Genomic DNA, 25,377 nt, shown 5'->3' with positions numbered 1-25,377 from the left:
CGATCAAAGCGCTTGACGAGAAGAACGTCCTTCGCTGCAAACCTTGGCCAACTCGAGCATCGCGCGTTCGACGCGAGTGTTGTTCCAGCGGTCGTCCGGACGATTGAACTTTGCGATCCAGAATCCGTGGTCATCTTCGACGACAGCTTTCGGACGGGCTCCGCCCATGGAGGTGCCGAGCAGCATCCAGTCTCGAACCTGGGCGCCTTCCTCGGTTTTACATCTTCCTAGAGCATCAAGGCTTCGGCGATTTCCTGAAGCTTTGCAAGTTCGAGCGTCTTGTTGAATTTGCGACGTGGTGCCGGAGGTTGTTGACCAAGTCCAAACCAAGCGCCCCTACGCCGTCGTCGGCTGAATTCAGCAGATAGTCGAGTTCGCCAAGCTGGGGAACCCCGGCATGCTTCTCGATGACGCGGCGACCCCAATAGTCCGAGCTTGCATCGCGTAACGCGCCAAAGACCGCCATTCAGTCGGCCTGTTTCGTAAGTCTCATCCGATAATTCAAGCTCGATAGGATCAATCGCGACCGCATCTCCGTTTGAGAGGTACAACTTGCCGTAGACGAAGCGAGCCAATGCATTGCCACGGCGATCCTTAGCGAGCTAGAATCGGGCCGGCGGTTATCGGTTCGGTCTGACACGGCAGCGTGATGTAGACGAAGCATTCGGTGTTGCTTTAGAAGTCATTGTCGAGCCCTCCGGACTTGCGCGCCCGCTTGCGTTCCCGCGTCGCTTGCAGAGCAATCCCTTCCCTGTCCTTTGAGGGGTCAGCGAGTTCTTCGAGGGGCTGGAGCATATCGTAGAGCCACAGCAGCCCGGCATACACCACGATACCCGTCGATGCTTTGCCCTTTTCGGCGTCCATAACAGCGCGCACGCCCGTTCCAATTCTGCTGGCTGCGTCCTGCATGGTCATGTTGCGGCGGATGCGTGCAGTACGCAGATCCGCTCCCAATTGCGTGAGCGTCCGTGACACCGGGTAAGGGGGCGCCTTTTGAAGTTTGTTGGTTGCTACCATGCTCTTGAAGGCCATTAAGCAGATTATTATGCTCTTAAGAGCATACAGCAATTTCCTGCAGTTTGCCATATTTTGCTTTTAAGAGCGCTTTATGTGCGATAATTTGCTCTCAAGAGCACTTATTCCATTTTCTAGTGCCGTAAATATATCAACGGGATATGTAACCAAAATATGCAGCTATTAGTTGTGAAAGTTCCTATGATAATCTATTTGGGAAGCTCTTTGACTCGTCAGGGGCAGCCATTTGGGACCAGCACCGAGGGTGCCGCCAGTCACGACTAACCAGGCGGGTCGGAATCCAGAAACATGTCTGGAGCCAACAACGAACAGCTTCGTCCGCCGCCGAGCTGGGACAAATTCGAGGAAATCTGCGCGGATCATTTTTCGCGCATCTGCAAGGACAACCAACACGACCGTGCCGGGCAAGGCAACTCGGCGTCGATGACTACGGCAAGGATAGCGGAGCTGATGCGAGATGAAGCGTGAGTTGACCTCCGAGATCGTCACGCGCGTTGTCAAGGAGGTGCGAAGCACTAATGTTGTTGCTGGTCCCAGCCCTGCGCAGGCACCGACCGGTCGGTCTGATCCACTGGACAACGGCTGACGGAAGCGCTCGAGCGCGACTACGCTGCGCGTTGCGAACCCCTTCTCCAGCAATCGGTCTTTCCCGAACTCCACAAACGAGACGAGCTCCCGCCGCTCCTTCCGATTTGCTGGAAACGAAAGGCAGGCCGCGTACGCTTCTCCCGGCACAGACGCTCGCGTCCGTGAATCAGTCGCAGAGATCCAGGCTTCGCCATCGTCTCCGGATCTCTCGCGAAATACGGCCTTGCTGACTTTGTCGCGTGACAGATTGGCCCTCCCAGGCTTGTCACCGTACGCATCAAGACTCTGGAGAAGAGGCTGCTTAGATGGGCACGGAACGGGAGGAACTCTTCTCACACGATGATCAAGAAGGGGGCGTCGGGCACGCCGCCGCCGCAGCAGGCAGCCGCGGGCGGAGGACTAATGCTCCCTTAAAGCTGGATTGCCCAAACGGTAATTCGGCTGTCACCCCATAGTCGCTAATCCTACCAAATCCTGAATTTGGAGGAGCGGATGCGTTTAGGCGCCGATATTGGGGGAACTTTCACAGATATCGTCCTGGTCGACGATGAGACCGGTTTATTTCGGCTCGGTAAGGTCCTGACAACTCCAGATCAGCCTGACAATGGCGTAATCAATGGAATTAAGCAGGTCATCAACGGTGATGCAGGCCAAGTTTCGCATGTTGTGCATGGGACGACGCTTTTCACCAACGCGCTGATCGAGAGAAAGGGGGCGCTGACCGCTCTCGTCACGACCCGCGGATTCCGCGATGCCGTCGAAATTGCGCGCGAGCACCGCTACGACATGTACGACCTTCGGCTGCGTCGTCCCGCCCCGATTGCCCGGCGGCGTCACCGGTTTGAGATTGCCGAGCGAATTCTGTCGGATGGAACAATCCGCCAGGCCCCCAACGAAGACGACGTCGCGCGCATCGCCGAGGAGATGCGCAGAATAGGCATCGAAGCGGTTGCCGTCAGTCTCATCAACGCCTACGTTTGTCCGGATCACGAGCGCATCGTTGGCCGCATCCTACGGGAAAAGCTCCCCGGCGTTGCGATAACTCTCTCCAGCGACATCTCCCCGGAAATCAGGGAATTCGAGCGTTCGACGACGGCGCTCTGCAATGTCTATGTCAAGAGCATCGCCGAGAAATATCTGACGCGGCTCGAAGCGCGTACGCGCGACGAGCTCAGCGATGCAGCCGGTCTTTATGTGATGCAATCGAATGGCGGTCTGCTCACCGCCAGCCAAGCCATCGAAGCGCCGATCCGTCTTGTTGAGTCGGGACCTGCGGCCGGCGCGTTGGCTGCGGCACATTATGCCAAGTCACTCGGACTTTCAGACGTGCTCTCTTTTGACATGGGCGGCACCACCGCCAAGGCCTGCCTCATCGTCGATGGCGAGCCTCTGCTGGCCCCGGAATTCGAGGTCGATCGGCAATATCAGTTCAAGAAAGGCAGCGGTCTCCCAGTCAAGGTGCCCGTCATCGAAATGATCGAGATCGGCACGGGCGGCGGTTCGATCGCGCAGATCGATGCACTCGGCCGCCTCAAGGTCGGGCCGCATAGCGCCGGATCCGTGCCAGGACCTGCCTGCTACGGGGCGGGCGGGGAACGACCAACGGTCACTGATGCCGATCTGCTGCTCGGTTACCTCAATGCAGGCTTCTTCCTCGGCGGAGATATGAAGCTCGACAAGACCGCCGCAGAACGTGCCATTAACGAACAAGTCGGGGCCTCGCTTGATCTCGACACGATAGCCGCAGCCTGGGGAATCCATCAACTGGCAAACGAAGCAATGGCTTCTGCTGCACGCATCCACGCCATCGAGCGGGGGCGCACCATTTCCCAGTTTCCGATGTTTGCGTTTGGTGGCGCGGGGCCGGTTCACGCCTACGGCGTCGCGCGCGTCCTGAAGTTGCCGAAGATCATCTATCCGTTCGGTGCGGGCGTCATGTCGGCCGTCGGCTTCCTCACCGCGCCACTGGCATTTGACTTTGTGCGATCAAGCCCGGCACGGCTGGAACAACTGGATTGGGGCGCAGTCAATCGGTCTCTCAAAGAAATGGAGGAGGAGGGGCGAAGCCGTCTTGCTCATTCAATGGGTGATCGAGAGGTCTCGTTCCGTCGCTGGGCCGATATGCGCTACCGCAAGCAAGGCTTTGACATCCGTGTGCCGATTCCCTCCGGTAAACTTGGGCCAGACAGCATCGCGGAAATCACCGCTTCGTTCGAGCGGGTCTACACCGAACTCTACGGACATACCGTACCCAACACGCCAATCGACGTGATGTCATGGCGAGTGGTCGCATCGGGGCCCAAGCCTGACTTCAAGCTACCGGTCAATACGTCGAAGTCCGACGGTCCACTCAAGGGCTCCAGAAAGATCTACGTCCCTGACGCAGGACTCATCGACGTGCCGGTCTACGACCGTTATCGCCTTGGAGCCGGTGATCGCCTGCAGGGGCCAGCCATCATCGAAGAACGTGAATCGACCGTTGTTATCAACGGACCCGGCGAAATTAGCGTCGATCAGAACCGTAATCTCATTGTCGATCTCGAGGTGGCCCGATGAGCGCCAAGGAACTGGACCCCATTACGCTCGATATCATGTGGGGGCGGCTCATTGCCGCCGTGAACGAGCAGGCCGCGGCCCTGATGCGTTCGTCCTTTACGTCCATCGTCCGGGACGCCGAAGACCTTTCTGCGTGCGTGTTCGATCGCCGCGGCCGGATGGTGGCCCAATCGGTCACGGGCTCGCCGGGGCACATCAATTCCATGGCGACAGGAATGGAACACATCTTGAAGACGTTTCCGCTGGATACGCTCCAGCCCGGGGACGTCATCATCACGAATGATCCTTGGATTACGGTCTCTCAGCTTCACGACATCACGATTGCAACGCCCGTATTCCACAATGGGCGAGTCGTTGCGCTTTTTGCAAACTGCTGTCACGCGCTCGATATCGGCGGCAGGGGGCTGTCGTGTGATGCCCGCTCCGTCTATGAGGAGGGTCTCTTCATCCCGATCATGAAGTTGCATTCGAAAGGAGAACCCGTCGAAGCCGTTTATCGGCTGATCGCGGCCAACGTGCGGACCCCCGATGAAGTGATTGGCGATATTCATGCACAGATCACCGCGAACGAAGTCGGAGCAAAGCAGCTCAAGTCTTTCCTCGAAGAGTTCGATCTTGCGGATATCGAAGGGGTGGCAGACGCCATCGTCGCGCGCACCGAAAGGGCGATGAGAGCCGCCATTACGGCTCTGCCCAACGGATCGCATCCGTTCAAGATCACCATTGACGGGTTCGACAAGCCGATCGAGATTCAGGCCAAGGTCACTATCAAGGACGATGAGGTCATCGTCGACTATGAAGGGTCTTCCTCAACGGTTGATCTCGGTATCAACGTCGGTTTCAATTATACCGTTGCTTACACCACCTATGGCGTGAAGTGCGCAATTGCGCCAGACGTGCCCAATAACGCCGGTTCGTTCACGCCGATACGCACGATCGCCGCCGTCGGGTCAATCCTCAACGCTCAGCATCCTGCTGCCGTCGCTGGCCGTCATACGGTCGGTCACTTCCTCCCTTCAGCCATCATGGGCGCGTTGTCAGGTATCCTGCCGGATAAGGTGATGGCACCCGGCGCCGACAGTCTCTGGAATACGCATATCAGCGGCTTCGATAAGCGCGACAATCAGTTCTTCTCGTACACTTGGTTCTCTACCGGCGGAACTGGCGCCCTCAAGGGACTCGATGGCCTCTCGGCCACCTCCTATCCAAGCGGTGTCGCCGGTGTGCCCGTGGAAATCATCGAAGCTTTGACGCCTCTGGTCGTACGGCAAAGAGCGCTTCGACCTGACTCCGGCGGAGCCGGCGAACATCGTGGTGGCTTGGGCCAGACAATGGAAGTCGAGGTTCTGACCGAGAAGCCCTATCTCTTCTCAGGCATGTACGATCGATGTCACTATCCAGCACCAGGTTTGTACGATGGCAAATCCGGCGCGACCGGTTCGATCGCCAGTTCGAATGGCGAGGAGGTCCGCCCCAAGCTGAGCCGCATGTTGCCGCCAGATACGGTTTTAACGCTCTCGCTACCCGGCGGCGGCGGATTCGGTGACGTTAAACGTCGGGACCGGGAGGCGATCCTCAACGACGTGCTGGACGGTTACGTAACGCCGGAGGCGGCGAAACGTGACTACGGCTTTGAATACACTCCTCCTCACAAGTAGCAACGGAGCGCTTGATGCCGATCCAATCCCGCTTTGTCCTGATTGCTTCAATGGACGTCGATCCTGCGCACGAAGATCTCTTCAACGAGGTGTACGATGGGGAACATGTCCCGCATCTCCTGAAAGTGCCAGGGGTTCACAGCGTTACGCGCGTCAAAGGAGTTCCCTTCGCGTTCGCCATTGCCAACGGCATCAAGGATATGCCGGCGCCCAAGCCGATCTATACGGCCATTTATGAGATTGACCATCCGGACGTCTTGAAGAGCGCCGAATGGGCAAAGGCAGTCGAGGCGGGCAGATGGGCAAGCGAAGTGAGGCCGCATACCCGCAATAGGCACCACGCTGTCTATCAGAGGCAATCCACTAGCCCATAGAGCACAATCACCAATCAAACGTCGTGACGCTTGCCGGGGCGCCAACGACGGGCAGATCAAATGATAACGCGCAGGAGATAGGGATGACGACAAGCGCAGAGACGACATTGACGCCGCAGCTCGACACTGTCGGCCCAAGCACGGCAGGAAAGATGACGCGGCTTGCACTCGCCAGCATGGTGGGTACCTCGCTGGAATGGTACGAGTTCGTAATCTACAATTCCATGGCAGCTCTGATCTTCAATAAGCTCTTTTTCCCGTCATTTGATCCGATTGTCGGTACAATTCTTGCGTTTTCGACTTATGCCGTAGGTTACATCTCGCGTCCCATCGGCGGAATTATCTTCGGTCGCCTCGGAGATAAGGTCGGGCGTCGTGCCGTCCTCGTCTATACGCTCGCTTTGATGGGCATTTCTACCCTGGCGATGGGCTTGCTGCCTACGTACGGGAGCATCGGAATCGCCGCGCCCCTGCTGCTCGTTAGTCTCAGGACCATTCAGGGCATCGCGCTCGGTGGCGAGTGGGCTGGCGCCATCCTTCTTTCCGTGGAGCATGGCAAGCCACAAAATCGCGGGCTCAATGCGTCGTGGACGCAAGTCGGCCCCTCTGCCGGTACTCTTCTCGCCGCAGGGGCCATCGCCGTCACGACGACGCTGCTGAATGAGGCCGATTTCCTGTCCTGGGGCTGGCGCCTTCCGTTTCTGGCCAGCACCGTGCTGGTGTTCTTCGGATTCTGGATCCGCTGGAGCGTTGAGGAAACACCCCACTTCCATCAGCTGCAGGCCGGCCATGCGACGACCAAGGCGCCGGTTGCCGAGGTCCTGAGGGACCATTGGCGCAACCTGTTAGTGGCCGGTAGCGTTCGAATCGGTTCGGACGTGGTGTATGGACTGCTTGCCGTATTCACCTTGACGTATGTCACTCAGAAGCTGGGTTTGAGCCGCACATTGGCCCTGACCGCTGTTCTGATCGGCGCCGGCGTGCATGCCATATCCGTTCCCCTGCTTGCGGCGCTCTCTGACCGGATTGGTCGACGCACTGTCTATGGGCTCGGTGCTCTGGCATCTATCATCGGCAGCTTCCTCCTGTTCGGCTTGTTCGATACAAAATCACCAGCCATCATCATTGCCGCAGTTTCAGTCGGCATGGTGTTTCAAGCCGCGATGTTTGGTCCGCAAGGTGCTTTCGTCACTGAGCAGTTTCCAACACGTGTGCGATACACGGGGTCCTCGCTCGCCTACACCTTCGCAGGTGTCCTCGGTGGCGGTTTTGCCCCGCTGATCTTCGCCACCTTGTTGAGAGAGTATCCCGACACGTATGCGATTCCAGCCTACGTGACCGGAGCCCTCGTCATCACGCTCATTGCTTTGTTGGCAGCAACGGAAAAAGCCGGCCGCGAGATCGATTAGCCACCTTGTGCGATTTGGCGCCGCACATTTGCGATGCGGCGCCAGATCGCCGGATTGACCGGATGTGAACCATGAACGTCAAAACCGCGCTTGCCAGCGTGCCAAAGCCGCCTTCCGCTCTCATTGAAGCCTTCAAAGATGCCCCCACTTCGGTCATCTCGGACAATCTCGACCGATTGGCGGGTGCTGTTGGCTTGAGGCCATTCCATCGTTCCGGACGGTTGGTCGGAACGGCTTTCACCGTGCGGACGCGTCCTGGAGACAACCTCGCAATTCACAAGGCGCTTGAACTGGTCGGCCCCGGGGATGTCATCGTCGTGGACGGAGGCGGCGACGAGACGCGGGCACTGGTGGGTGAGATCATGAAGAATATCGCAGAAGAGAGGGGAGCTGCCGGCTATGTAATCGACGGCGCCATCCGAGACGTCGCGGCCTTCAGCGGTTCGGATTTCCCCTGCTTTGCCCGCGCAGTGACCCACCGCGGCCCCTATAAAAGTGGCCCAGGCTGCATCAACGTGCCAGTGTCGATCGGTGGGTCACCGATCGCCCCTGGCGACATCGTCGTTGGCGATGAGGATGGCGTTGTATCCTTTCCGGCCGCGATGGCAGATTCCCTGATTGAGGCTGTTCGTGCCCAGATCGCGCGCGAAGAGGAGACCATGAAGGCTATTCGCGAGGGGCGTTACGAGGGCTCTTACGGACGGTAGTAACCAGAACCAGAGGACGACATGACTGACCAGAAAAAGGAATTTCACAATCTTGATACACCGGATGACGGCTTGCTTCGCGAGCTGGCGCCCGGACTCACCACGCGCATCTTTTCGGGCGAACACGCGATGCTCTCGGTGGTGAGCTTCGCACCGCACGCCGAAGGCGTGCTCCATCATCATCCTGAGGAACAATGGGGCGTGCTGCTGGACGGCACTGCCATTAGGATTCAGGGAGGGGAGGAGATCCCTGTGCGCAAGGGCGACTTCTGGCGTACGCCCGGCAACGTCCCTCACACCATGCGAGCTGGTCCCGAGGGCGCCCGTGTGCTCGACATCTTCAGCCCACCCCGGCCCGAATATAAGAAGCCGGGATCCGGGTTCGGACAGACTTAGCCAGTGGCCTGGCTCTTGCTGCAAAGCGAGAGCCAGCTTTGCCCGTTAACGCTTCAAAGGGAAAGCCGTGCCGGAAAACCGTGAACTGGCCTTGGTTCGGTTGCCGTCACAAGTTGATGGCGTCGAATTGAACCTGTCAGCGATTCATCGCGCCGGAAAAGCGGCGCCAATCGTCTTCCTGCACGGCTTCGGATCTACCAAAGAAGACTACGCTGACATCGTGCGCCACGAAGCTCTCGCGGCGCATCCGTTTCTCGCCTATGACGCACCGGGTTGCGGAGAGACGTATTGCGCGGATCTATCAGACATTTCAATTCCGTTCTTGTTAAAGACTGCGCAGCGCGTAATCGAGCATTTTAAGCTCGACCGATTTCATCTCGTTGGCCACTCCATGGGTGGTCTGACGGCACTTCTGCTCGCGCACAAGTATCCCCAACACGTACTCAGCTTCGTCAATATCGAGGGAAACATTGCGCCCGAGGACTGCTTCCTCAGCAGGCAGATCTTGCAATTTCCGGAGCAGAACGTGGAGCGGTTCTTCGCCGATTTTATCGACCGAACCCGGCATATGCCAGCCTATGCCAGCGCGCTCTACGCTTCCAGTCTTCATCACAAAGTGAGGGCGGCTGCGGTACCTGGAATATTCCGCTCGATGGTCGATCTGTCGGACAGTGGAAAGTTGATGCAAAAGTTTATCGGCCTTCGCTGCCCGAAGATGTTCATGTACGGCGAACAGAATGCGACGTTATCCTATCTCGGCCTGCTTCGCACAAATGGCGTACGCCTTACCGAGATTCCGGCGTGCGGCCATTTCCCGATGTATTCCAATCCGATCGCCATGTGGACGCAAATTGCAGCGTTCCTGGCTGACGTTTAGAGGTCCCGGCGATCGCTAAAGCGCTCACCGAGGCTGTGCGCAATGAGGCCTTCGGCGGCTGAACGCGGGGTTGCTATTCGAGTGGATTCATCAGCAAGATCGTAATGAGCAAAGGAAGCGTCACTGCCGACAAAAGCGTGCCTAAAGCAACCGCAGCAGACGTTGAGTTCGCCAGCAATTTGTACTGCGTGGCGAACAGGTACGCATTGGCCCCTGCCGGCATGGCCGCAAATAGAACGATGACGTCGCCAACCAAGGGCGGCAGATGTAGAACGGGAAAGGCCAGCGTCCAGGCAACAAGGGGCATGATGATGAGCTTCAGAAAGCACATGACCGCGAGGCTCAGTGCTTCTCCGCGGAGTTCGAATCGCATAAGGCCGACCCCCAGCGCGATCAGAGCTGCCGGAGACCCGGCTTGAGCGAGTTGCTCGCAAGTCCGATCTACCAGCGAATTCAGTCCTGCCCCGGTCATTCGCCAAAAGAAGCCAGCTGCAATCGCGATTATGATCGGATTGCGCAAAAGATCTAACAGGAGGCGAAGCACAAGTGCCCAAATCGAGGCGCCATCTTTCCGCTCGATCCAGGCGATCTGAAGTGTTCCGCTGAGCCATAACAACGGTGTGTTAATGGCAAGGATCAGCGCCATTGGCCCCGCCGCCTTCGGACCGAACGCCGTGAGCGCGAGCGGAATACCGAGCATCGCTATGTTGCCGTACACAGCGCTCGTGGCTGCGACAACGCCGGCCGCGGGCGTCACGCGAAGCAGGCGTGCCGACAGAGCTAGAGCGGCGATCCAGGTGAGGGCGACAGCGCCATAGTAGGCGCCCCATGCCAGCAAAGGATTCATAGCAGGAAATTGCGAGATGACGATGGTCCGGAAGAGAAGCGCTGGTATTGCAATCGAGAATGCGAACTCGGAAATGCCCTTCTGCGCACCTTCTGAAACCAGTCCGCTAACAGCTGCGGCGTAGCCCACAGCAATGAGCCCAAAGGTCGGAGCAACGATCGCAAGTACATTCATATCGGGGTTGACGAGCAGACTGATTGTGATGCCGACGATTAGTCCAGACCGGCGCCGCGGTCCACCCGAAATTCAATAGGCAGTCTGTTTGAATTTCGATGAAGCGCAGCGAGCGAAAAAGCGGTGAGGTGCACCTCGCTCTCGACCGCCTGGCACGCGGCTTCGTTCCAGCAGCAGACTAACTTCGATGTCGAGGCGCATGCGCATCAGCTCGCGCTAAGGCCAGTCGTGGCATCCTGGTGAACTTGGCGCGAGGATGCGCGCGCATCAGCCGCCTGATTGCGAATGGCCAATGTCTTCTCCTTGTAAACGATACGGTCAAGATTTGATTAAGAGTCTAAAAGGGGCAGATCCGATTTAGCAGGCCGATCAAAGTGGATCGCTCCGTTTCATTAAGGGGAGCAAGCATTCGGCGGTTATAGGGCGCCGTGAGCCGGACGGCGTCCCTCATCAATTTCTCGCCTTTCGACGTCAATGTGATCTCAATCGCACGCCGGTCGATTTTGGACCGGCTTCGCTTCACCAGACCCGCGTCCTCGAGCTGGTGCAGAATTTTTGTCAAATTCGGGAGTTGAAGCCGCAACAGTGCTGCGATGCTACTCGGAACGACCCCCGGGTTGTCCCGCACCAGCATGAGGATTGCGTAGGTCGCAGGCGTCAGTCCGAGCTCGGCGAAGGTCTCATAGAAGCCGTCGAAGAACTTCAACTGGATCAATCGGATCACGAAGCCCGGGACGTTGCGAAGTGCGGCCAAATCGAGCTGCTTCTCTGCCGCCGTTGTTGCTATTGTCATTAGCTCCCCTGGGTCATCCACGTTCGCATCTATCATGACGCATGCCGAATTGACATCGCCCAATATACTTATAAAATATAAGTATTATGCGGCTGAGACCGCAACGGTAGCCGGGAGGAGTATCCATGAGGGTGACAAGCCTATTGGCGACGTGCGTCTCCTTGCTTGCGCTGATTTGCGGATCGGCCGATGCGCAGGAAACGGTGAAGCTCGGCGTTCTCAATGACCAGTCCGGAGCATTTGCAAGCTATCAGGGCATTGGGTCCGTCATCGCGGCTCAATTGGCTGTCGAGGATTATGGCGGAAAGGCTGGCGGCAGGCAGGTCGAAGTCGTCAGTGCGGATCACCAGAACAAGTCGGACACCGGCGTCAACATCGCGCGTCGCTGGTATGAGAATGAGGGCGTCGATGCAATCTTCGACGTCCCCAACTCGGCGATTGCGCTGGCAGTCGCGGGGATGAGCGCCGAAAAGAACAAGGTGTTCGTCGGCTCTGGCGCCGGTACGGCATTGTTGACTGGAGAAAAGTGTACGCCGAATACGGTGCACTGGACTTACGACACCTATGCTTATGGCCGCGGGCTCGGCAAGACCATCGTCGAGCAGGGCGGCAAAAAGTGGTTCTTCATCACGGCCGATTATGCCTTCGGCCACGATCTGGAGAAGCAGGCGTCCGAATCGGTCAAGGCATCCGGGGGACAGGTCCTCGGAGCCGTCCGTCATCCCCTCGGGACGGCCGACTTCGCCTCGTTCCTGCTGCAGGCGCAGGCTTCCGGCGCCGACATCATCGGTATCGCCAACGCCGGCGACGATACGATCACTTCGATGAAGCAGGCCGCCGAGTTCGGCCTGACCAAAGATCACAAACTGGTCGGTCTGATTCTGGGCATGAACGGCATTCCGTCTCTCGGGCTGCAATTCGCCCAAGGCGCCCAAATCATGAATCCGTTCTACTGGGACCTCAACGAGGCCACCCGGTCCTTCGCCAAGCGCTTCTCGGAGCGCATCCCATCCAAGGCCTATCCCAACGACATGCAAGCCGGCGTCTACGCTGGCGTCATTCACTACCTGAAGGCCGTCGACAAGGTCGGTGGCGCGAAAGACGGTAGGGCGGTCGTTGCCGCCATGAAGGAGCTTCCGACCGACGATTCCTTGTTCGGCAAAGGTTTCATCCGCAAGGACGGACGTAAGATCCATCCGCTCTATCTCCTCCAGGTCAAATCGCCCGACCAGTCGAAATCCAAGTGGGACCTCCTGAAGGTTGTCGGGATCATCAAGGGCGAAGATGCCTTCAGACCCGAGAACGAGGGCAATTGTCCTCTCAGCAAACAATAAGTCGAGGGGCCGCCATGAGCCAGTTTGCTTCTACTCGGATCGATCCGTTCGCTGATGAGGTGCTGAGGGATCCGTATCCGGCGTACCAGACCTTTCGCGAACTGGGACCGGTGTTCAGGATCGAGCCGTACGACATCTGGGCCATGGCGCGGTATGAGCAGGTTGATTCCACGCTCAAGGATTGGCAGACCTTCATCAGCGGAGAGGGCGTCGGCCTAAAGGGTATGAACCCAGCGCTGCCCCGGCCGATGACGCTACAGATCGACCCGCCCGATCACGAGAAGGGACGCCGAATCCTCGCCCGGACCATGTCACCGGGCGTAGCGAAGAACCTGCGCGACACCTTTCAGAAGGAGGCCGAGAGGAAAATCGGCGAGCTCGTCGAGCGGGGGACCTTCGACGCGATGACAGATCTGGCCATAGCTTATCCCCTAAAGGTGTTCCCCGACGCCATTGGCGTCTCAGAGGAGGGACGCGAGAACCTGCTTGCCTGGAGCACGTTCGTCTTCAACAGCTTCGGACCGGATAATCACATTCTCGCCAGATCTCGTGATCCAGGGCTGACCGCGCAGAAATGGATCATGGACCGTTGCGCACGCAGCGCGCTCAGACCCGATGGCATTGGAACGATGATCTACGAAGCTGCTGATGCAGGTGAGATTACTGAACACGAGGCCACGCATTTGGTCCGGCCATTCCTAACTGCGGGTGTCGACACGACGATCAATGGACTGGGGAATACCTTGCTTGCACTCGCAAGCCATCCAATGCAATTCGCCAAACTACACGAGCGCCCGGCACTCGCCCGCAATGCGTTTGAGGAAGGGCTACGCTATGATTCACCTGTGCAGACCTTCTTCCGCACCACCTCGCGTGAAGTGGAAATGGCGGGCGATATCATACCAGCGAGGACCAAAGTGCTGGTCTTCATGGCATCCGCCAACCGTGATCCGGCTCGTTGGCAAGAGCCCGAGCGCTTCGATGTGGAGCGACCTGTAACAGGACATGTGGGCTTCGGCTCCGGCATTCATGCTTGTGTGGGCCAGATGATCGCACGCTTGGAGGGTGAGTTGGTTCTAACGGAACTTGCGAAGCGGGTAAAATCAATTGAACTCATTGCCGAACCCGAGCGCATGCTAAATAACACCCTTCGGGGGCTCAAAAGTATGCCAGTCCGCGTGACTGCTGCCTGAGCGACCAATGGTGGCACTGTCCGATCTTGAGACCACCATCATCGACAGAGCAATTCCCATGCTACCAACTAGGGTCGGCCGCGAGGCGGGCAAGCCGCAGTTGGTTTGCTGCCCTGTTCAACAGCGTAGCCTCTCAGGCCTTGAAACGTCGCAAGACTACCGTTTTCAGGAGGCGCCAAGTCAAGGACAGACAATCGGCAGAATTTCAGCGTTGGTGCCAAACGACAATGAGCGAGACGATCACGCACTTGTCCCGAATTGGGCTCGCGATGCATGCGGCCTGAGCAATACAAAGGCGCAGTGTCAGGTCAAAAAAGACGAGAGGGAGCTCCGCCAAAAGACCGGTTGTCTGCCCCCTCCCTGACTTGGCCGCCACAAGAGTGTAGGGAGGTCCTTTCAGGCATTCGGGCTTTCTAGAATAGCGTGAAAAGCTTCAAAGCCATGATCGGAGTAGGCAAGGCGTTTTGTTGCCTGAGGGCTGTTTTGTTCTCCTGATCTCCTCGTTGAGTCTCTCCTGCCAGCATGTAGACTAGCTTTGCCCCCAATGGCTACATCAGTAGCGGCCCGCCGCGGTGTTGGCGCGAACGGCTCGAAGTGTTAAGGTGCATCAAGACCTCAGCGGGTGGCTTCCGCTTTAAAATAGCCGAGGGGTTCTCGAACCTTGGGCAGCTCCAGATTAGGCAACAGCTTTCAGCTCCTCAATGACGCGGATCAGCTGCGCCGCAGGCTGGGGGTAAGCGATGAAGTAGCCTTGGGCTTGCGTGCAGCGTTGGTCACCAAGAATCCTAAGCTGCTCAGCTGTCTCAACCCCCTCAGCGACAATGGTCATGTCCAAGGCTTGCCCCAACTCGGAAATTGCCCTGACAATCGCCGCCGCGCTCGTCTCGCGGCTGAGATCCTGCACAAAGGATCGGTCGATCTTGATCTTGTCCAATGGGAAGCTCCGCAGATAGCTCAATGCGGAGTAGCCTGTGCCGAAGTCATCTATGGCGATGTGAACTCCTAGCACCCGCAACCTATTGAGAATGTCGCGCGTGATCTCTTCGTCGTGCAGCAGAATGCTCTCGGTAATCTCCAGTTCGAGACGAGACCCATGCAAGCCCGCAGCAGCCAGGGCGCGGGTCACGGACAGTTCCAAGGCTCCGCGCCTGAATTGAACAGACGACAGATTGACCGCAACTCTTACGTCTTGCGGCCATGATGCGGCATCGCGGCAGGCCTGCTGAAGCACCCAATCACCAATCGGAACGATGAGCCCTGTCTCTTCGGCGAGGGGAATAAAGGTCGTAGGGGGTATCGTCCCTTTTTGCGGATGATGCCAGCGTAAGAGCGCTTCGAACGTGACAATCTGCTTGGATTCGATATTCACGATGGGCTGATAAAACAGTTCGAACTCAGATCGTTGCAAAGCCTGGCGAAGGTCTACCTCGAGCTGCAGGCGCTCTTGCAAACGGACGTTCATTTCGTTCTGGAATATTCGATAGGTGCCGCGTCCATCGGACTTTGCCTGATAGAGCGCCACATCGGCATTCTTAATCACTTCGTCTGTTCCGTTTTCGGAGCATGCCGTGATATTTATGCCAATGCTCGTGCCAATCATCACCCGGTGTTCATCGAGGAAGTAGGGTTCGCCAATGGATGCGAGGATTCTCTCAGCGAGGCTGCTGGCGTCCTCAGGATCGGCGGCATCAACCCGCAGAATCGCGAACTCGTCCCCGCCAAGCCGAGCGACGAGGTCTGTCGTCTTGGCGCAAGATTTCAATCGCTGCGCCACCTCAAGCAGCAGGGCATCGCCAACGCCATGTCCAAGCGTATCATTGACGCTTTTGAAGCCATCAAGGTCCAGACACAAAATCGCAATGCGCTTGTGCCGCCCTCGTGTTCCAACCGCGCGCTCCACAAGCTCGTGAAAGCTGCGCCGGTTGGCCAGTCTTGTGAGGGGATCGTGGGCCGCCAGAAATGCAATTTGCGCCTCGTGCAGCTTGCGCTCGGTCACATTCCGGCAGGTGCCTCGATAACCCTGGAATTTACCCCTCGCAAATGTCGGATTGCCGTTGATCTCCAGCCAAAGCTCGTCCCCCGCACGTCCGTCCAAGCAGATTTCGAACCCCCGAAATGGCTTTCGATTGGAAAGAGCCTGCAGATATTCGATCCAGGATTTGCTCGCGAGCGGATTGATCCCCAAGGCCTCCGCCAACTTGATTCCAATTTGGCCGGCCGGCAGCCCGAGGTCTTCCTTGCCGCTTGTAATCGTCAGCTGGTCATCGGTTTCCCAGACGACCTCCGAAGAGGTATCAAGGAAATCGCTCAGGCGTTTGAGCTCGCGCCTCAAACGGTCATTGTCCAATCTAAGCTGCTCGAGCGGGCCGGCTTCGCCAGAGCGACATGATTCTAGCGGGCTAGGCTTTGCTGCAGTCAACCAACAGCGGACATCGTTCATGCAGCTTGCAAGCGCCGCCGCGATAAAGTTGACCGGAAATGCCATTTGCACTGCCCCCAAACAGCGAGGCCGCGATAGTAAGTGGGGGAAGCTGCGAAAAGGTTGCCGGCCTTTGGGGAATTGCGGCGGGGTTAATTGCGGGTTCACGGACCTGCCGAACCACTATGGACAGCGCAAGCCTCGCGAAGTTGATTTATCTTGCAGATATTGCTAACCTGCTTTGCATTTTGGAAAGAATGTTGCATGCGCGACCTGCAAACAGTGCTGATCATCGCGCGGAGCGGCCCTGAATGGGCTGCCATCGCAGACACCTTGTCAGACCAATACGACTACCGCGTTCTTTCCGCCGATTCGGTCGAAAATGCGAGGGCATCCCTGGCCGACGCCCAAGTAGACATTGCTCTCGTCGAGTATGGCGAAGGCAAAGGTCTGAAGTTCCTCGTTGATCTACGAGTATCTCATCCTGACGTGATCCGCATCCTGGCGCTCGAGGCCAAGACCGAGATCGGCCAACGGGAAATGGCGCCCGCCGGCATCTATCAGCTCATCCGTAAGCCGCTGGACGCCAACCAGATTGGACTTATGGTGGAGCGTGGCCTTGAGGCCCGTGAACTTGCCCGTCGACATCGCCTTCTTACACGAGAGTTCAAATTTCCAGCGAATGCCACAGGCATTCACGCAAGGCCCATTCTGCCGATGCAGCCGGAGAGCCGCCGTTTCGAAAAGCTCGTCTACGTCAGTGAAAAACTACACAACCTCAGCGAGCTCGCGCGAAAAGCAGCCAAAACGGAGCTGCCTATCTTGATTCAGGGGGCAACGGGGACGGGCAAAGAGCTTCTCGCTCGCGCCATTCATTACAACTCTGGCCGCCGCGACAGCCCGTTGCTGGTCCAAAACTGCGGGGGGATGTCCGATGAGCTCTTACAATCCGAGCTCTTTGGGCACAAGCGCGGCGCTTTTACGGGCGCTGTCTCAGACCGGCTGGGCCTTTTTCGCGCCGCGGACCGGGGAACGGTATTCCTCGATGAAATATCCGAGGTGTCTTCATCTTTTCAGGTGAGCCTGCTTCGTTTCCTGCAGGAGGGAGAGGTCAAGCCGCTCGGCTCCGACAAGATCGTCACCAGCAATGTCCGCATTATCGCTGCCTCCAACCGTCCTCTCCGCGCGTTGGTCGCCGCGGGCAAATTCCGACAGGATCTCTATTTCCGCCTGCGGGGATTCGAGCTGGAAGTTCCCTCGCTGAGTGATCGCCGAGAGGATATCCCGGTGCTAGCGGAGTTCTTTGCCGCCAAGCACAGCGAGGCGATGGGGCGCAAGATCCTTGGAATTTCTGCAGCCGTTCTCGAAAAGCTCTCCGCTTACGACTTTCCGGGAAACGTTCGAGAACTTGAGAACGAAATCCGCCGCATGGTGTCACTGACGGAGGAGGGGGAGTACGTCACCACCACGCACATGTCGCCCGCTATATTGGCGGCCCCGCCGCGCTCCCGCTTCAAGTCAGCCGGCGGGTACGAGCTGCGGGGCACCACCTTGAAAGAAAAGGTCGAATGCCTCGAAAAGCAAGTTGTCGCCGAAGTGCTGTCGCGGCATCGGTGGAATCAAAGCAAGGCTGCGAACGAACTTGGACTCTCGCGCGTTGGACTTTCCAACAAGATCAAGCGCTATAGCCTCGATGAGGCAGAGTGAGACAGCCGATGGTACGCAACGAAGATCAGTTTAAGAGGGATCCCTCACCCAACCTGGTGCGCTTCCCCCAGTCGCGAGTTTCGCCTGCTCGCAGGACGCCAGCAAAGGATCTCGGGCTGAGCCTGCTTTCCAGAAGGCTCGGTCTGCCGGAGCGCCAATTGACTGGACATTGGTGCAGCCGCTGCGAGGGCATCTGGTACGGTTATCTGCTCGAGGTCGATTGTCCTGCATGTGGCAATCGTCACGGCTGAGTACCGCTGCTCGTCTTCAAAAAATCAGCACCGAACGAGCGATACTTCAGCCTGCCTCAGGGAAGGAGCTTTGGGCACCGTCACCCCGTAACAAGGACTAATGCCAACCCTTGCAATATTTGATGCGCTGCAACGATCATTGCTTACATTGACAAGCTGGTATGCATAGCAAACTTAGTATGCGCGGCGTCACACACCGTAGATCGCCCTGCGAAGTCAGCTGACGCTTAGAATCCTTGAGCTTTTTGAAAATTGCAAGGTACGAGCCGCTCGGCATGGTCCTTGCTACCTCCTTCCGACAAAGATGCCATGCCAGCGCGTCTGATTTGGTGGAGGAAATAGATGACTAATCTTCTTTGGCTCCAGGGGGGAGCGTGCTCCGGCAACACGATGTCGTTTCTCAATGCCGAGGAGCCAAGCGCCTGTGATCTCGTCACAGATTTCGGCATCAACGTCCTATGGCACCCATCGCTCGGCCTTGAGCTCGGCGAGAATCTGAAGAAGCTTCTCAACGCGCTGACATCAGGACAGATGCCGCTCGATATTTTCGTGTTCGAGGGCACGGTGGTCAACGCGCCGAATGGCACTGGCGAATGGAATCGCTTTGCGGGCCGCCCGATGAAAGATTGGGTCACCGATCTTGCCAAGGTCGCCGGCTATACTGTCGCGATTGGCGACTGTGCAACATATGGCGGTATTCCCGCGACTGCTCCCAATCCGTCAGAAAGCCAAGGACTACAATTTCTCAAACGTCAGCAAGGTGGCTATCTCGGCACAAGCTACCGATCAAAGGCAGGCTTGCCCGTCATCAACATACCGGGATGCCCAGCCCATCCGGATTGGATCACGCAAATTGTCGTCGCGGTGGCGACCGGCAGAGGTGCTGAACTCTCGCTCGACGAGTTTCAACGCCCAAAGACGTTTTTCACGAGCTTCACCCAGACCGGCTGTACGCGGAACATGCATTTTGCCTATAAGGTCTCAGCCACGGAATATGGCCAGCGAAAGGGGTGCCTGTTCTACGATCTCGGCTGCCGTGGACCGATGACGCATTCACCCTGCAACCGCATTCTCTGGAATCGGCAATCGTCGAAGACCCGAGCAGGCATGCCGTGCATGGGCTGTACCGAGCCGGAATTTCCGTTCTTTGAGCTGGCCCCCGGGACGGTATTCAAGACCCAGACTCTGATGGGCGTGCCCAAGGATCTGCCGTCCGGCGTTGACAAAGCCGGTTACGTCAAGCTGACCGCGGCCGCGAAAGCCGCCTCACCAGCATGGGCCGAGGAAGACATCTTCGTCGTCTGACGAGTGTCCTGCTCACAGACCTGTCGCTCAACCATCAGTCATCAGGAACCGATTCACATGCCAAGCGCAGTGCAAACTCTGGACATTTCGCCGGTCGGCCGGGTCGAAGGCGATCTCGACGTGCGTGTCAACATCCAGGATGGGGTCGTGGTCGACGCCTGGACCCAAGCGGAGCTGTTTCGCGGTTTCGAAATCATTCTGCGTGACAAGGATCCCCAAGCCGGCCTCGTTGTCACACCGCGCGCCTGCGGCATTTGCGGCGCCTCGCATCTGACCTGCGCCGCATGGGCGCTCGATACGGCCTGGCAGACCGAGGTGCCACGCAACGCCATCCTGGCCCGAAATCTCGGCCAGCTCGTCGAGAGTCTGCAGAGCCTTCCGCGCCATCACTACGGGCTCTTCATGATCGACTACACTCACAAGAATTATTCGAGCTCGAAATATTATAAAGAGGCGGTGAGGCGCTACGCTCCCTTCACCGGCGCAAATTACGAAATCGGCGTGACGATTTCTGGCAAGCCCGTCGAAATCTATGCTCTGCTGGGCGGGCAATGGCCCCACTCGAGCTACATGGTACCGGGCGGGGTGATGTGTGCCCCGACGCTCACCGACGTGACGCGCGCCTGGTCGATCCTCGAGTATTTCCGCCGCGAATGGATGGAAAAGATATGGCTAGGCTGCTCGCTCGAGCGGTACGAACAAATCAAAAGCTATGACGATTTCATGGCCTGGCTTGATGAAACGCCGCACCACGCCAATTCTGATCTGGGCATGTTCTGGCGGATGAGCATCGATTGCGGCATGGACAAGTATGGTCAAGGTCACGGCCGCTTCGTGTCCTGGGGATACCTTCCCCACGAGGACAAGTATCAGAAACCGACGATCGAAGGCCGCAACGCCGCGGTCATCATGAAGAGCGGCGTCTACGATGGCCGTAGCGATACGTTCAAGCTCATGGACCAGAACTTTACGCGCGAAGACACAGCCCATGCTTGGTACGATGAGCCGGGTGGGCTGCATCCGTTTGACCGCAAGACTGTACCGACCCAGAAGAACGCCGTCGACATGGGTGGAAAGTATTCCTGGGCCACCGCCGTGTGTCACGATGAAAGCGGCCGGCTCGAAGCTGGGCCGCTATCGCGGCAGCTGATCGCAGGCGGCAAGCACGGCGAGAGCTGGCAACATTACGATCCGCTGGTCCTTGATATGTACAAGAAGCTGGGGGGCGCCAGCGTCATGCTCAGGCACTTCGCCCGCATGCACGAAGGTGTCAAGTTATACCGGCAAGCTGAACACGCGCTTCGTGAGTTTCGGCTGAACGACCCGTGGTATATCAAGCCCAACGAGCGCGACGGGCGCGGCTGGGGCGCCACAGAGGCAATCCGAGGAGCGCTGTGCCATTGGATCGACGTCAAGGACGGCAAGATCAAGAACTACCAGATCATTGCGCCGACTACCTGGAATGTTGGACCGCGGGCGGCGGACGGCACCCGAGGACCGATGGAGCAGGCCTTGATCGGCTCGCCTATCAAGGATCCGAGCGATCCCGTTGAAGTCGGCCATGTCTGCCGCTCCTATGATTCGTGCTTGGTTTGCACGGTCCACGCGCACGACGCAAAGACAGGAGAGGAACTGGCGCGCTTTAGAACAGCCTGACCGCAAACTCGCTCGAGTCACTGGATTGCATCAACAGGCTTCGTTTGGTCATTCTCGCAGGCCGAGCGAACCACGGTGGATCACTACGTCAAAAGGCGCGTCGCACAATGGCGTCCGAAAACGGGGCTACCCTGAAAGCCATCGCCGATATGCTTGCGGATGGGCTCGAAACGCAAGTCGAGCCCTTTCCCGAGACGGACAAGGAATTTGCGGAAATTTTGCTGCAGCTGCGTCAGCTCGATACGAAGGACCTCAAGGCCAAACTCGTGATCTCGGGGTTCCTCGACCATCCTTACGGACCTGACAGGCAACGCTGCCTGGAATGCATGTACTATCTCGTGCACCGCAAATGGTGCGATCTGCCAGAGCTGTCTGTGCCTGTCGAGCCGGACTGGTGGTGCCGGCTATGGCGCATCTAGCTTCTCACCCGAGGCGCTCGTCATGGCCTCCGCCAGCGATGAAAGCTTACGTTCCCGCATCATCGGTCTCCTGACCTCTGGTCTTGCCACGGACGTGTATCCGCGCGCAGACAGCCATGAGCAAGTTCAGCGGCTTGTCTGCGACCTTCGCCTTGCAGGCGATGATCTGGAGGCTAAGCTCAAGCTCGCGGGGTTTACCTCATATCCGATTGAGCACGCCGGCATTACGCAGCTTTGCGAAACTTGCATGTACTACAAGGTGCACCAGCGCTTCTGCGAGCTGCCGGAACTGAATGTGCCGGTCGAACCCGATTGGTCCTGTAAGCTCTGGCGCATCTGATGCGCCTCATGGAAAGGGCACGCCGTGATTGCCGTGGTTGCTTGTGGAAATCCAAATCGTTCCGACGACGGCGCCGGTCTTGCTGTTCTCGGGCAGCTCAAAGATCGGGGGTTCGGACAGAATGCTGACATTCGTCTGCTCGACGCTGGCACCGACGGGATGGCGGCGATGTTCGCTGCGCGGGGCTGCCGAACGCTGATTATCGTCGATGCCTGCAGATCCGGCTCCGAGCCGGGCGCAATCTTCGAGGTCCCAGGACACGAATTGACCAAACCTTATGGAGGTGGACTTAATCTGCACGACTTTCGCTGGGAGCACGCACTTTTCGCCGGAAAGGCGATATTTCGCGATGCGTTTCCCGACGATGTCATCGTATTTCTGATCGAGGCAGAGCAACTCGATCTTGGTCTGTCGCTATCTTGTCGTGTATCGCAGGCGGTCATGAAGGTCGCCGCTAGGATCGAAGAGTTGCTGCGAACGCCCCAGGAGGCCGTGCCGGTGGGCTGATGCCAAATCTTGCGGTCACCATCAAAGACGGCTCGCTCTACTTTTCTGCCGCGCTCTGCAGACGCTTCTTCGATGGCCTTCAATGCGTCATCCTGCTCCGACGAGACAACGATCTTTGCATCCTGCCAGTCCGTCACCAGGCGGGCGGTGGATATCTGTTGAAGATGCGCAACATCGCTGGTGATCGCGTGGTGCATGCACCCGACTTCTTCAGCGAGCACAATGTCCCGATAGACGTCCGCGAGTTCGCAGCCGAATGGTCCTCCGCTGACCAAGCTCTCATCATCGCGCATGCGTTCGATTTGTAAACTTTCTTTACATTTCGCTTATTGAGTAGACAGACTGAAAATTTGGCTGCAAGATTGATCCGCATCAATGACGCGCGGCAAATCAAGCGCTCGGTCCGGGAGGACACCTTGGCGGCAGGCCTTCTGAGCGAACAGGTACGCGCAGCCTTGCAAGCAGCGGAGGCCGAGACGGCTACGCCGGCCGAGCGAGCCGAGATGCTCATGGAGATCGGAATAGGGCTGCAAACGAGGCCCAAGTCGCCGGATGAGATCAACTCCGCAATAGAACTCTACGACAAAGCCCTGACCGTCTGTCCCGGTGAGCTGGCTTTGCTGCGATCTCGTATTCTGGCGCGCAAAGCAACGGCGCTGCAGGCGATGCCCGAGCAGGGCACAAAGTCAATCGAGCTCGCTCGGTCCATCTTCGAAGCCATCATGCCAGAGCTCACTCAACTCGCAACGCTTGAAGAAACCGCGGAAGCCGAGATGAATCTCGGGCTGTGCATCCAAAGCCTCGCTGCCGTTGGCCGCGCAAAGATCTCTGAGGCGATAGCAGCCTATCAACGCGCCCTTCGTACCTTCACTCGAACGAGCCACCCCAAAGAGTACGCCATTCTTCAGAACAATTTGGCGACGGCCTTTCTCTCCATGCCGATGACCGATCAGCGCGGCAAAATGCGAGAGGCTCTTGCTGTTCAAGCCTTCGAGGAAGCGCTCAAAGTCGTGACTCTCGTCGATGATCCTGTCGAATACGCGATGTTGCAGAACAACCTCGGCAATGCCCTCCAATATGTCGCCTCGAGCCACGTGCTCGAGAATAATCTTCGCGCGCTTGAGGCCTATGACGAGGCACTTAAGGTCCGCACCCGCGAGACGATGCCGATCGAGTACGCGAACACCATCTCGAACAAGGCAAACTGCCTGTGGAATCTGCCCGGTCATGCCTCGAACTCGGAAACCGGCAGGGGCATCAATCTCTCAATGGCCCTCGTCTATTACAGAGAGGCGCGCGAAATATTCCTGGCCCATGGAGATCCCGGTCGCGCTCAGATCGTCAGCGAGGCCTCCATGCAGATCGAGCGCGAGCTGATGGAGCTGTCGGCGCTTCTCGATCGACCTACCACCCTGCATTCCTAGCAAATCTGGATCGAAGGAGTTCTTGCAAATGAGCGTGTCACTTACTCCGGCAATATTCGCCTTAAGTCTCGGTCTGGCGATGATTGCATCAATCGCAGGAGGAATGGTCGGCGGCCTCATCGTCGGCGGAAAAGTGCTCGGAAATGAGCTCGCAGCGCTGCTCGGTGGTTTCTACGGCCCGTTGGCTGGAATTGCCGGCGTTTTCGTCGGCCTTATCGCTCTTTCGATCATCGCTTGAGGAAGATGACATGTGGGCAATGACACAGAACTCCATCTTGTTGTTCTTCCGCGGAAAGCTTTTCGCAGACCCAGCCAAGGCTTACCGGCAAATTGCGATCGGGGTGGCGGTCACAGCCATGCTGCTCATCATTCTTACGCTGGTCGGGGCGCCGATATGGGCGGCTTCAGCCCTGGCAGCAGCAATTGGTGGGGGCTTGCAGCCTTATCTCTTCCGAAACCTCCGCTATAGGTGAGGAGCGCGGCCGGCGCGAGATCGCATGAACGCTCACGAATCGACACCAACACTTCGGGAGGATCTCGCCGGCTTTGTCGGCGATATCGAGCGGTTGGAAACGGTCGTGGCGACCTGGGATGAAACGCAGCGGGGCGTCGTTTCCGCCTACAAGATCGCGATCGAAGCGCTCAATGCGGAAGCGTTCCGGCGCCTGATACGTGCCTTGAAGGCCGATCCCGCCGCGCTGGCCGCCATGAAGAGCGCAGCTTCGGACGAGCTCGTCTACGCGGTGCTGCGGCGCTACAACCTCTTGAGGGCGGCCCTCAACGAGCGGGTCGAGCAGGCACTCGAAAGCGTCCGGCCGATGCTGAAATCGCATGGTGGGGATGTCGAACTCGTCTCGGTTCGCCCGCCGGCAGTGGAGGTTCGGTTCAAGGGAGCCTGCGACGGCTGTCCCGCCTCGGCGCTGACATTCCATGCCGGCGTGAAGAAGGCGCTTCAGGATGTCTGCCCCGAGATCACCGACGTTATTCAGGTCAAGGGGCTGGCCGCGGCGAGCGAAGGCGGCGTTCGGTTCATCAGCCCCTTCGCGCTGAATGCGGAAGGACAGTGGATACCGGCGGGAGCTTGGGCGGATTTTCCGGAGGGCTTGGTCCGCGCGATGGAATTGGGCGGACGCAAGATCATCCTGTCACGTAGTGGGGAATCGATCTCCTGTTTCGAGAATGCCTGCGCGCATCTCGGCCTTCCGATCCATGATGGCGAGGTGCAGGGCGGCATCATCACCTGTCCCTATCATGGGTTCAGATACGACCTCGCCAGTGGCGAATGCCTGACCGCGCCTGAGGTGCAACTGCAGCCGCACGCGGTCAGGATCATCGGAACCAGGGTTGAAGTGAGGATAACGGCATAGCCATGATCACTTCAGCCGCAACCATTCGCTTGGACCGACCG

Annotated in this window: 26 protein-coding genes; 20 read left to right on the top strand and 6 right to left on the bottom strand. The window is 58.0% G+C overall.

Annotated features, from left to right (window positions below; translation table 11 throughout):
• Positions 1 to 3 precede the first annotated feature (3 nt).
• The 3 genes from XH89_RS38395 to XH89_RS38385 all read right to left on the bottom strand — a co-directional run bounded on the left by XH89_RS38395 (position 4) and on the right by XH89_RS38385 (position 1,032).
• The gene (locus XH89_RS38395) at positions 4 to 186 is read right to left on the bottom strand and encodes a hypothetical protein (protein WP_188637394.1); all 183 of its coding nucleotides are present in this window, start codon (positions 184 to 186) and stop codon (positions 4 to 6) included.
• A 49-nt stretch (positions 187 to 235) separates the two neighbouring features.
• Positions 236 to 466 carry a hypothetical protein gene (locus tag XH89_RS38390; RefSeq protein ID WP_188637395.1) on the bottom strand — a complete coding sequence of 77 codons (231 nt, stop codon included), beginning with the start codon at positions 464 to 466 and terminating at the stop codon, positions 236 to 238.
• Positions 467 to 675: 209 nt separating this feature from the next.
• The gene (locus XH89_RS38385; protein WP_232995558.1) at positions 676 to 1,032 is read right to left on the bottom strand and encodes an XRE family transcriptional regulator; all 357 of its coding nucleotides are present in this window, start codon (positions 1,030 to 1,032) and stop codon (positions 676 to 678) included.
• A 291-nt stretch (positions 1,033 to 1,323) separates the two neighbouring features.
• Between XH89_RS38385 and XH89_RS38380 the strand changes: the two genes are divergently transcribed.
• From XH89_RS38380 to XH89_RS38345, 8 genes are all read left to right on the top strand, one after another.
• Entirely contained in the window at positions 1,324 to 1,503 is a 180-nt protein-coding gene (locus XH89_RS38380) for a hypothetical protein (RefSeq protein ID WP_128930088.1), read from the top strand.
• A 612-nt stretch (positions 1,504 to 2,115) separates the two neighbouring features.
• Positions 2,116 to 4,179, top strand: coding sequence for a hydantoinase/oxoprolinase family protein (locus tag XH89_RS38375; RefSeq protein ID WP_128930089.1), 2,064 nt, complete (start codon positions 2,116 to 2,118; stop codon positions 4,177 to 4,179).
• Positions 4,176 to 5,837 carry a hydantoinase B/oxoprolinase family protein gene (locus tag XH89_RS38370; RefSeq protein WP_128955152.1) on the top strand — a complete coding sequence of 554 codons (1,662 nt, stop codon included), beginning with the start codon at positions 4,176 to 4,178 and terminating at the stop codon, positions 5,835 to 5,837. Before XH89_RS38375 ends, XH89_RS38370 begins: the two co-directional genes overlap by 4 nt.
• A gap of 14 nt (positions 5,838 to 5,851) precedes the next feature.
• Entirely contained in the window at positions 5,852 to 6,211 is a 360-nt protein-coding gene (locus XH89_RS38365) for a DUF4286 family protein (protein WP_128930091.1), read from the top strand.
• 152 nt (positions 6,212 to 6,363) lie between these two features.
• A complete protein-coding gene (locus tag XH89_RS38360) occupies positions 6,364 to 7,620 on the top strand; it encodes an MFS transporter (RefSeq protein ID WP_245477392.1) in 1,257 nt (418 codons plus the stop codon).
• Positions 7,621 to 7,691: 71 nt separating this feature from the next.
• Positions 7,692 to 8,327 (top strand): RraA family protein, encoded by a 636-nt coding sequence (locus XH89_RS38355; protein ID WP_128930093.1) that lies wholly within the window; start codon positions 7,692 to 7,694, stop codon positions 8,325 to 8,327.
• Between the two features lie 21 nt (positions 8,328 to 8,348).
• Positions 8,349 to 8,723 (top strand): cupin domain-containing protein, encoded by a 375-nt coding sequence (locus XH89_RS38350; protein WP_128930094.1) that lies wholly within the window; start codon positions 8,349 to 8,351, stop codon positions 8,721 to 8,723.
• A gap of 67 nt (positions 8,724 to 8,790) precedes the next feature.
• Complete coding sequence (locus XH89_RS38345) at positions 8,791 to 9,600, top strand: alpha/beta fold hydrolase (protein WP_128930095.1); 810 nt, start codon at positions 8,791 to 8,793, stop codon at positions 9,598 to 9,600.
• Between the two features lie 73 nt (positions 9,601 to 9,673).
• Here the strand turns inward: XH89_RS38345 and XH89_RS38340 are convergent, their stop codons facing one another.
• Both XH89_RS38340 and XH89_RS38335 read right to left on the bottom strand, forming a co-directional pair.
• Entirely contained in the window at positions 9,674 to 10,621 is a 948-nt protein-coding gene (locus tag XH89_RS38340; RefSeq protein ID WP_128930096.1) for an AEC family transporter, read from the bottom strand.
• A gap of 337 nt (positions 10,622 to 10,958) precedes the next feature.
• Complete coding sequence (locus XH89_RS38335; RefSeq protein ID WP_237864937.1) at positions 10,959 to 11,450, bottom strand: MarR family winged helix-turn-helix transcriptional regulator; 492 nt, start codon at positions 11,448 to 11,450, stop codon at positions 10,959 to 10,961.
• Positions 11,451 to 11,539: 89 nt separating this feature from the next.
• Between XH89_RS38335 and XH89_RS38330 the strand changes: the two genes are divergently transcribed.
• Together XH89_RS38330 and XH89_RS38325 are read left to right on the top strand one after the other, a co-directional pair.
• Positions 11,540 to 12,748, top strand: coding sequence for an ABC transporter substrate-binding protein (locus XH89_RS38330; RefSeq protein ID WP_128930098.1), 1,209 nt, complete (start codon positions 11,540 to 11,542; stop codon positions 12,746 to 12,748).
• A 14-nt stretch (positions 12,749 to 12,762) separates the two neighbouring features.
• On the top strand, positions 12,763 to 13,941 hold the full coding sequence (locus tag XH89_RS38325; protein WP_128930099.1) for a cytochrome P450: 1,179 nt from the start codon (positions 12,763 to 12,765) through the stop codon (positions 13,939 to 13,941).
• Between the two features lie 676 nt (positions 13,942 to 14,617).
• Here the strand turns inward: XH89_RS38325 and XH89_RS38320 are convergent.
• Complete coding sequence (locus XH89_RS38320) at positions 14,618 to 16,426, bottom strand: bifunctional diguanylate cyclase/phosphodiesterase (protein ID WP_128930100.1); 1,809 nt, start codon at positions 16,424 to 16,426, stop codon at positions 14,618 to 14,620.
• Positions 16,427 to 16,624: 198 nt separating this feature from the next.
• Here XH89_RS38320 and XH89_RS38315 point away from each other — a divergent pair, with 198 nt between their 5' ends.
• The 10 genes from XH89_RS38315 to XH89_RS38270 all read left to right on the top strand — a co-directional run bounded on the left by XH89_RS38315 (position 16,625) and on the right by XH89_RS38270 (position 25,336).
• Positions 16,625 to 18,067 (top strand): sigma-54 dependent transcriptional regulator, encoded by a 1,443-nt coding sequence (locus tag XH89_RS38315; protein ID WP_128930101.1) that lies wholly within the window; start codon positions 16,625 to 16,627, stop codon positions 18,065 to 18,067.
• A 593-nt stretch (positions 18,068 to 18,660) separates the two neighbouring features.
• On the top strand, positions 18,661 to 19,623 hold the full coding sequence (locus tag XH89_RS38310) for a hydrogenase (RefSeq protein WP_128930103.1): 963 nt from the start codon (positions 18,661 to 18,663) through the stop codon (positions 19,621 to 19,623).
• A 57-nt stretch (positions 19,624 to 19,680) separates the two neighbouring features.
• Positions 19,681 to 21,279, top strand: coding sequence for a nickel-dependent hydrogenase large subunit (locus XH89_RS38305; RefSeq protein WP_128930104.1), 1,599 nt, complete (start codon positions 19,681 to 19,683; stop codon positions 21,277 to 21,279).
• Positions 21,280 to 21,386: 107 nt separating this feature from the next.
• Entirely contained in the window at positions 21,387 to 21,698 is a 312-nt protein-coding gene (locus tag XH89_RS38300) for a hypothetical protein (RefSeq protein WP_128930105.1), read from the top strand.
• Between the two features lie 22 nt (positions 21,699 to 21,720).
• Complete coding sequence (locus XH89_RS38295; protein WP_128930106.1) at positions 21,721 to 22,038, top strand: hypothetical protein; 318 nt, start codon at positions 21,721 to 21,723, stop codon at positions 22,036 to 22,038.
• A gap of 24 nt (positions 22,039 to 22,062) precedes the next feature.
• Positions 22,063 to 22,545 carry a hydrogenase maturation protease gene (locus XH89_RS38290; protein WP_128930107.1) on the top strand — a complete coding sequence of 161 codons (483 nt, stop codon included), beginning with the start codon at positions 22,063 to 22,065 and terminating at the stop codon, positions 22,543 to 22,545.
• Positions 22,545 to 22,853, top strand: a complete 309-nt coding sequence (locus tag XH89_RS38285) for a hypothetical protein (protein WP_128930108.1) — start codon at positions 22,545 to 22,547, stop codon at positions 22,851 to 22,853. The genes XH89_RS38290 and XH89_RS38285 overlap by 1 nt, the downstream gene beginning before the upstream one ends.
• Before the next feature lie 54 nt (positions 22,854 to 22,907).
• On the top strand, positions 22,908 to 23,969 hold the full coding sequence (locus tag XH89_RS38280) for a hypothetical protein (protein WP_232995559.1): 1,062 nt from the start codon (positions 22,908 to 22,910) through the stop codon (positions 23,967 to 23,969).
• Positions 23,970 to 23,997: 28 nt separating this feature from the next.
• Complete coding sequence (locus XH89_RS38275) at positions 23,998 to 24,207, top strand: hypothetical protein (RefSeq protein WP_128930109.1); 210 nt, start codon at positions 23,998 to 24,000, stop codon at positions 24,205 to 24,207.
• A gap of 259 nt (positions 24,208 to 24,466) precedes the next feature.
• A complete protein-coding gene (locus XH89_RS38270; protein WP_128930111.1) occupies positions 24,467 to 25,336 on the top strand; it encodes a NifU family protein in 870 nt (289 codons plus the stop codon).
• Positions 25,337 to 25,377 lie beyond the last annotated feature (41 nt).

It is taken from the genome of Bradyrhizobium sp. CCBAU 53340, assembly GCF_015291645.1.
Taxonomy (GTDB): Bacteria; Pseudomonadota; Alphaproteobacteria; order Rhizobiales; family Xanthobacteraceae; genus Bradyrhizobium.
The sequence above is the reverse complement of the archived record's forward strand: the minus strand, read 5'-3'. Positions and strand labels throughout refer to the sequence as shown.

Excerpts from the sequence above, each read along its gene's own strand:
- XH89_RS38395 (WP_188637394.1), bottom strand. The coding sequence starts at position 186 with ATGCTGCTCGGCACCTCCATGGGCGGAGCCCGTCCGAAAGCTGTCGTC.
- XH89_RS38390 (WP_188637395.1), bottom strand. The coding sequence starts at position 466 with ATGGCGGTCTTTGGCGCGTTACGCGATGCAAGCTCGGACTATTGGGGT.
- XH89_RS38385 (WP_232995558.1), bottom strand. The coding sequence starts at position 1,032 with ATGGCCTTCAAGAGCATGGTAGCAACCAACAAACTTCAAAAGGCGCCC.
- XH89_RS38380 (WP_128930088.1), top strand. The coding sequence starts at position 1,324 with ATGTCTGGAGCCAACAACGAACAGCTTCGTCCGCCGCCGAGCTGGGAC.
- XH89_RS38375 (WP_128930089.1), top strand. The coding sequence starts at position 2,116 with ATGCGTTTAGGCGCCGATATTGGGGGAACTTTCACAGATATCGTCCTG.
- XH89_RS38370 (WP_128955152.1), top strand. The coding sequence starts at position 4,176 with ATGAGCGCCAAGGAACTGGACCCCATTACGCTCGATATCATGTGGGGG.
- XH89_RS38365 (WP_128930091.1), top strand. The coding sequence starts at position 5,852 with ATGCCGATCCAATCCCGCTTTGTCCTGATTGCTTCAATGGACGTCGAT.
- XH89_RS38360 (WP_245477392.1), top strand. The coding sequence starts at position 6,364 with ATGACGCGGCTTGCACTCGCCAGCATGGTGGGTACCTCGCTGGAATGG.
- XH89_RS38355 (WP_128930093.1), top strand. The coding sequence starts at position 7,692 with ATGAACGTCAAAACCGCGCTTGCCAGCGTGCCAAAGCCGCCTTCCGCT.
- XH89_RS38350 (WP_128930094.1), top strand. The coding sequence starts at position 8,349 with ATGACTGACCAGAAAAAGGAATTTCACAATCTTGATACACCGGATGAC.
- XH89_RS38340 (WP_128930096.1), bottom strand. The coding sequence starts at position 10,621 with ATGAATGTACTTGCGATCGTTGCTCCGACCTTTGGGCTCATTGCTGTG.
- XH89_RS38335 (WP_237864937.1), bottom strand. The coding sequence starts at position 11,450 with ATGATAGATGCGAACGTGGATGACCCAGGGGAGCTAATGACAATAGCA.
- XH89_RS38330 (WP_128930098.1), top strand. The coding sequence starts at position 11,540 with ATGAGGGTGACAAGCCTATTGGCGACGTGCGTCTCCTTGCTTGCGCTG.
- XH89_RS38325 (WP_128930099.1), top strand. The coding sequence starts at position 12,763 with ATGAGCCAGTTTGCTTCTACTCGGATCGATCCGTTCGCTGATGAGGTG.
- XH89_RS38320 (WP_128930100.1), bottom strand. The coding sequence starts at position 16,426 with ATGGCATTTCCGGTCAACTTTATCGCGGCGGCGCTTGCAAGCTGCATG.
- XH89_RS38315 (WP_128930101.1), top strand. The coding sequence starts at position 16,625 with ATGCGCGACCTGCAAACAGTGCTGATCATCGCGCGGAGCGGCCCTGAA.
- XH89_RS38310 (WP_128930103.1), top strand. The coding sequence starts at position 18,661 with ATGACTAATCTTCTTTGGCTCCAGGGGGGAGCGTGCTCCGGCAACACG.
- XH89_RS38305 (WP_128930104.1), top strand. The coding sequence starts at position 19,681 with ATGCCAAGCGCAGTGCAAACTCTGGACATTTCGCCGGTCGGCCGGGTC.
- XH89_RS38300 (WP_128930105.1), top strand. The coding sequence starts at position 21,387 with ATGGCGTCCGAAAACGGGGCTACCCTGAAAGCCATCGCCGATATGCTT.
- XH89_RS38295 (WP_128930106.1), top strand. The coding sequence starts at position 21,721 with ATGGCCTCCGCCAGCGATGAAAGCTTACGTTCCCGCATCATCGGTCTC.
- XH89_RS38285 (WP_128930108.1), top strand. The coding sequence starts at position 22,545 with ATGCCAAATCTTGCGGTCACCATCAAAGACGGCTCGCTCTACTTTTCT.
- XH89_RS38275 (WP_128930109.1), top strand. The coding sequence starts at position 23,998 with ATGAGCGTGTCACTTACTCCGGCAATATTCGCCTTAAGTCTCGGTCTG.
- XH89_RS38270 (WP_128930111.1), top strand. The coding sequence starts at position 24,467 with ATGAACGCTCACGAATCGACACCAACACTTCGGGAGGATCTCGCCGGC.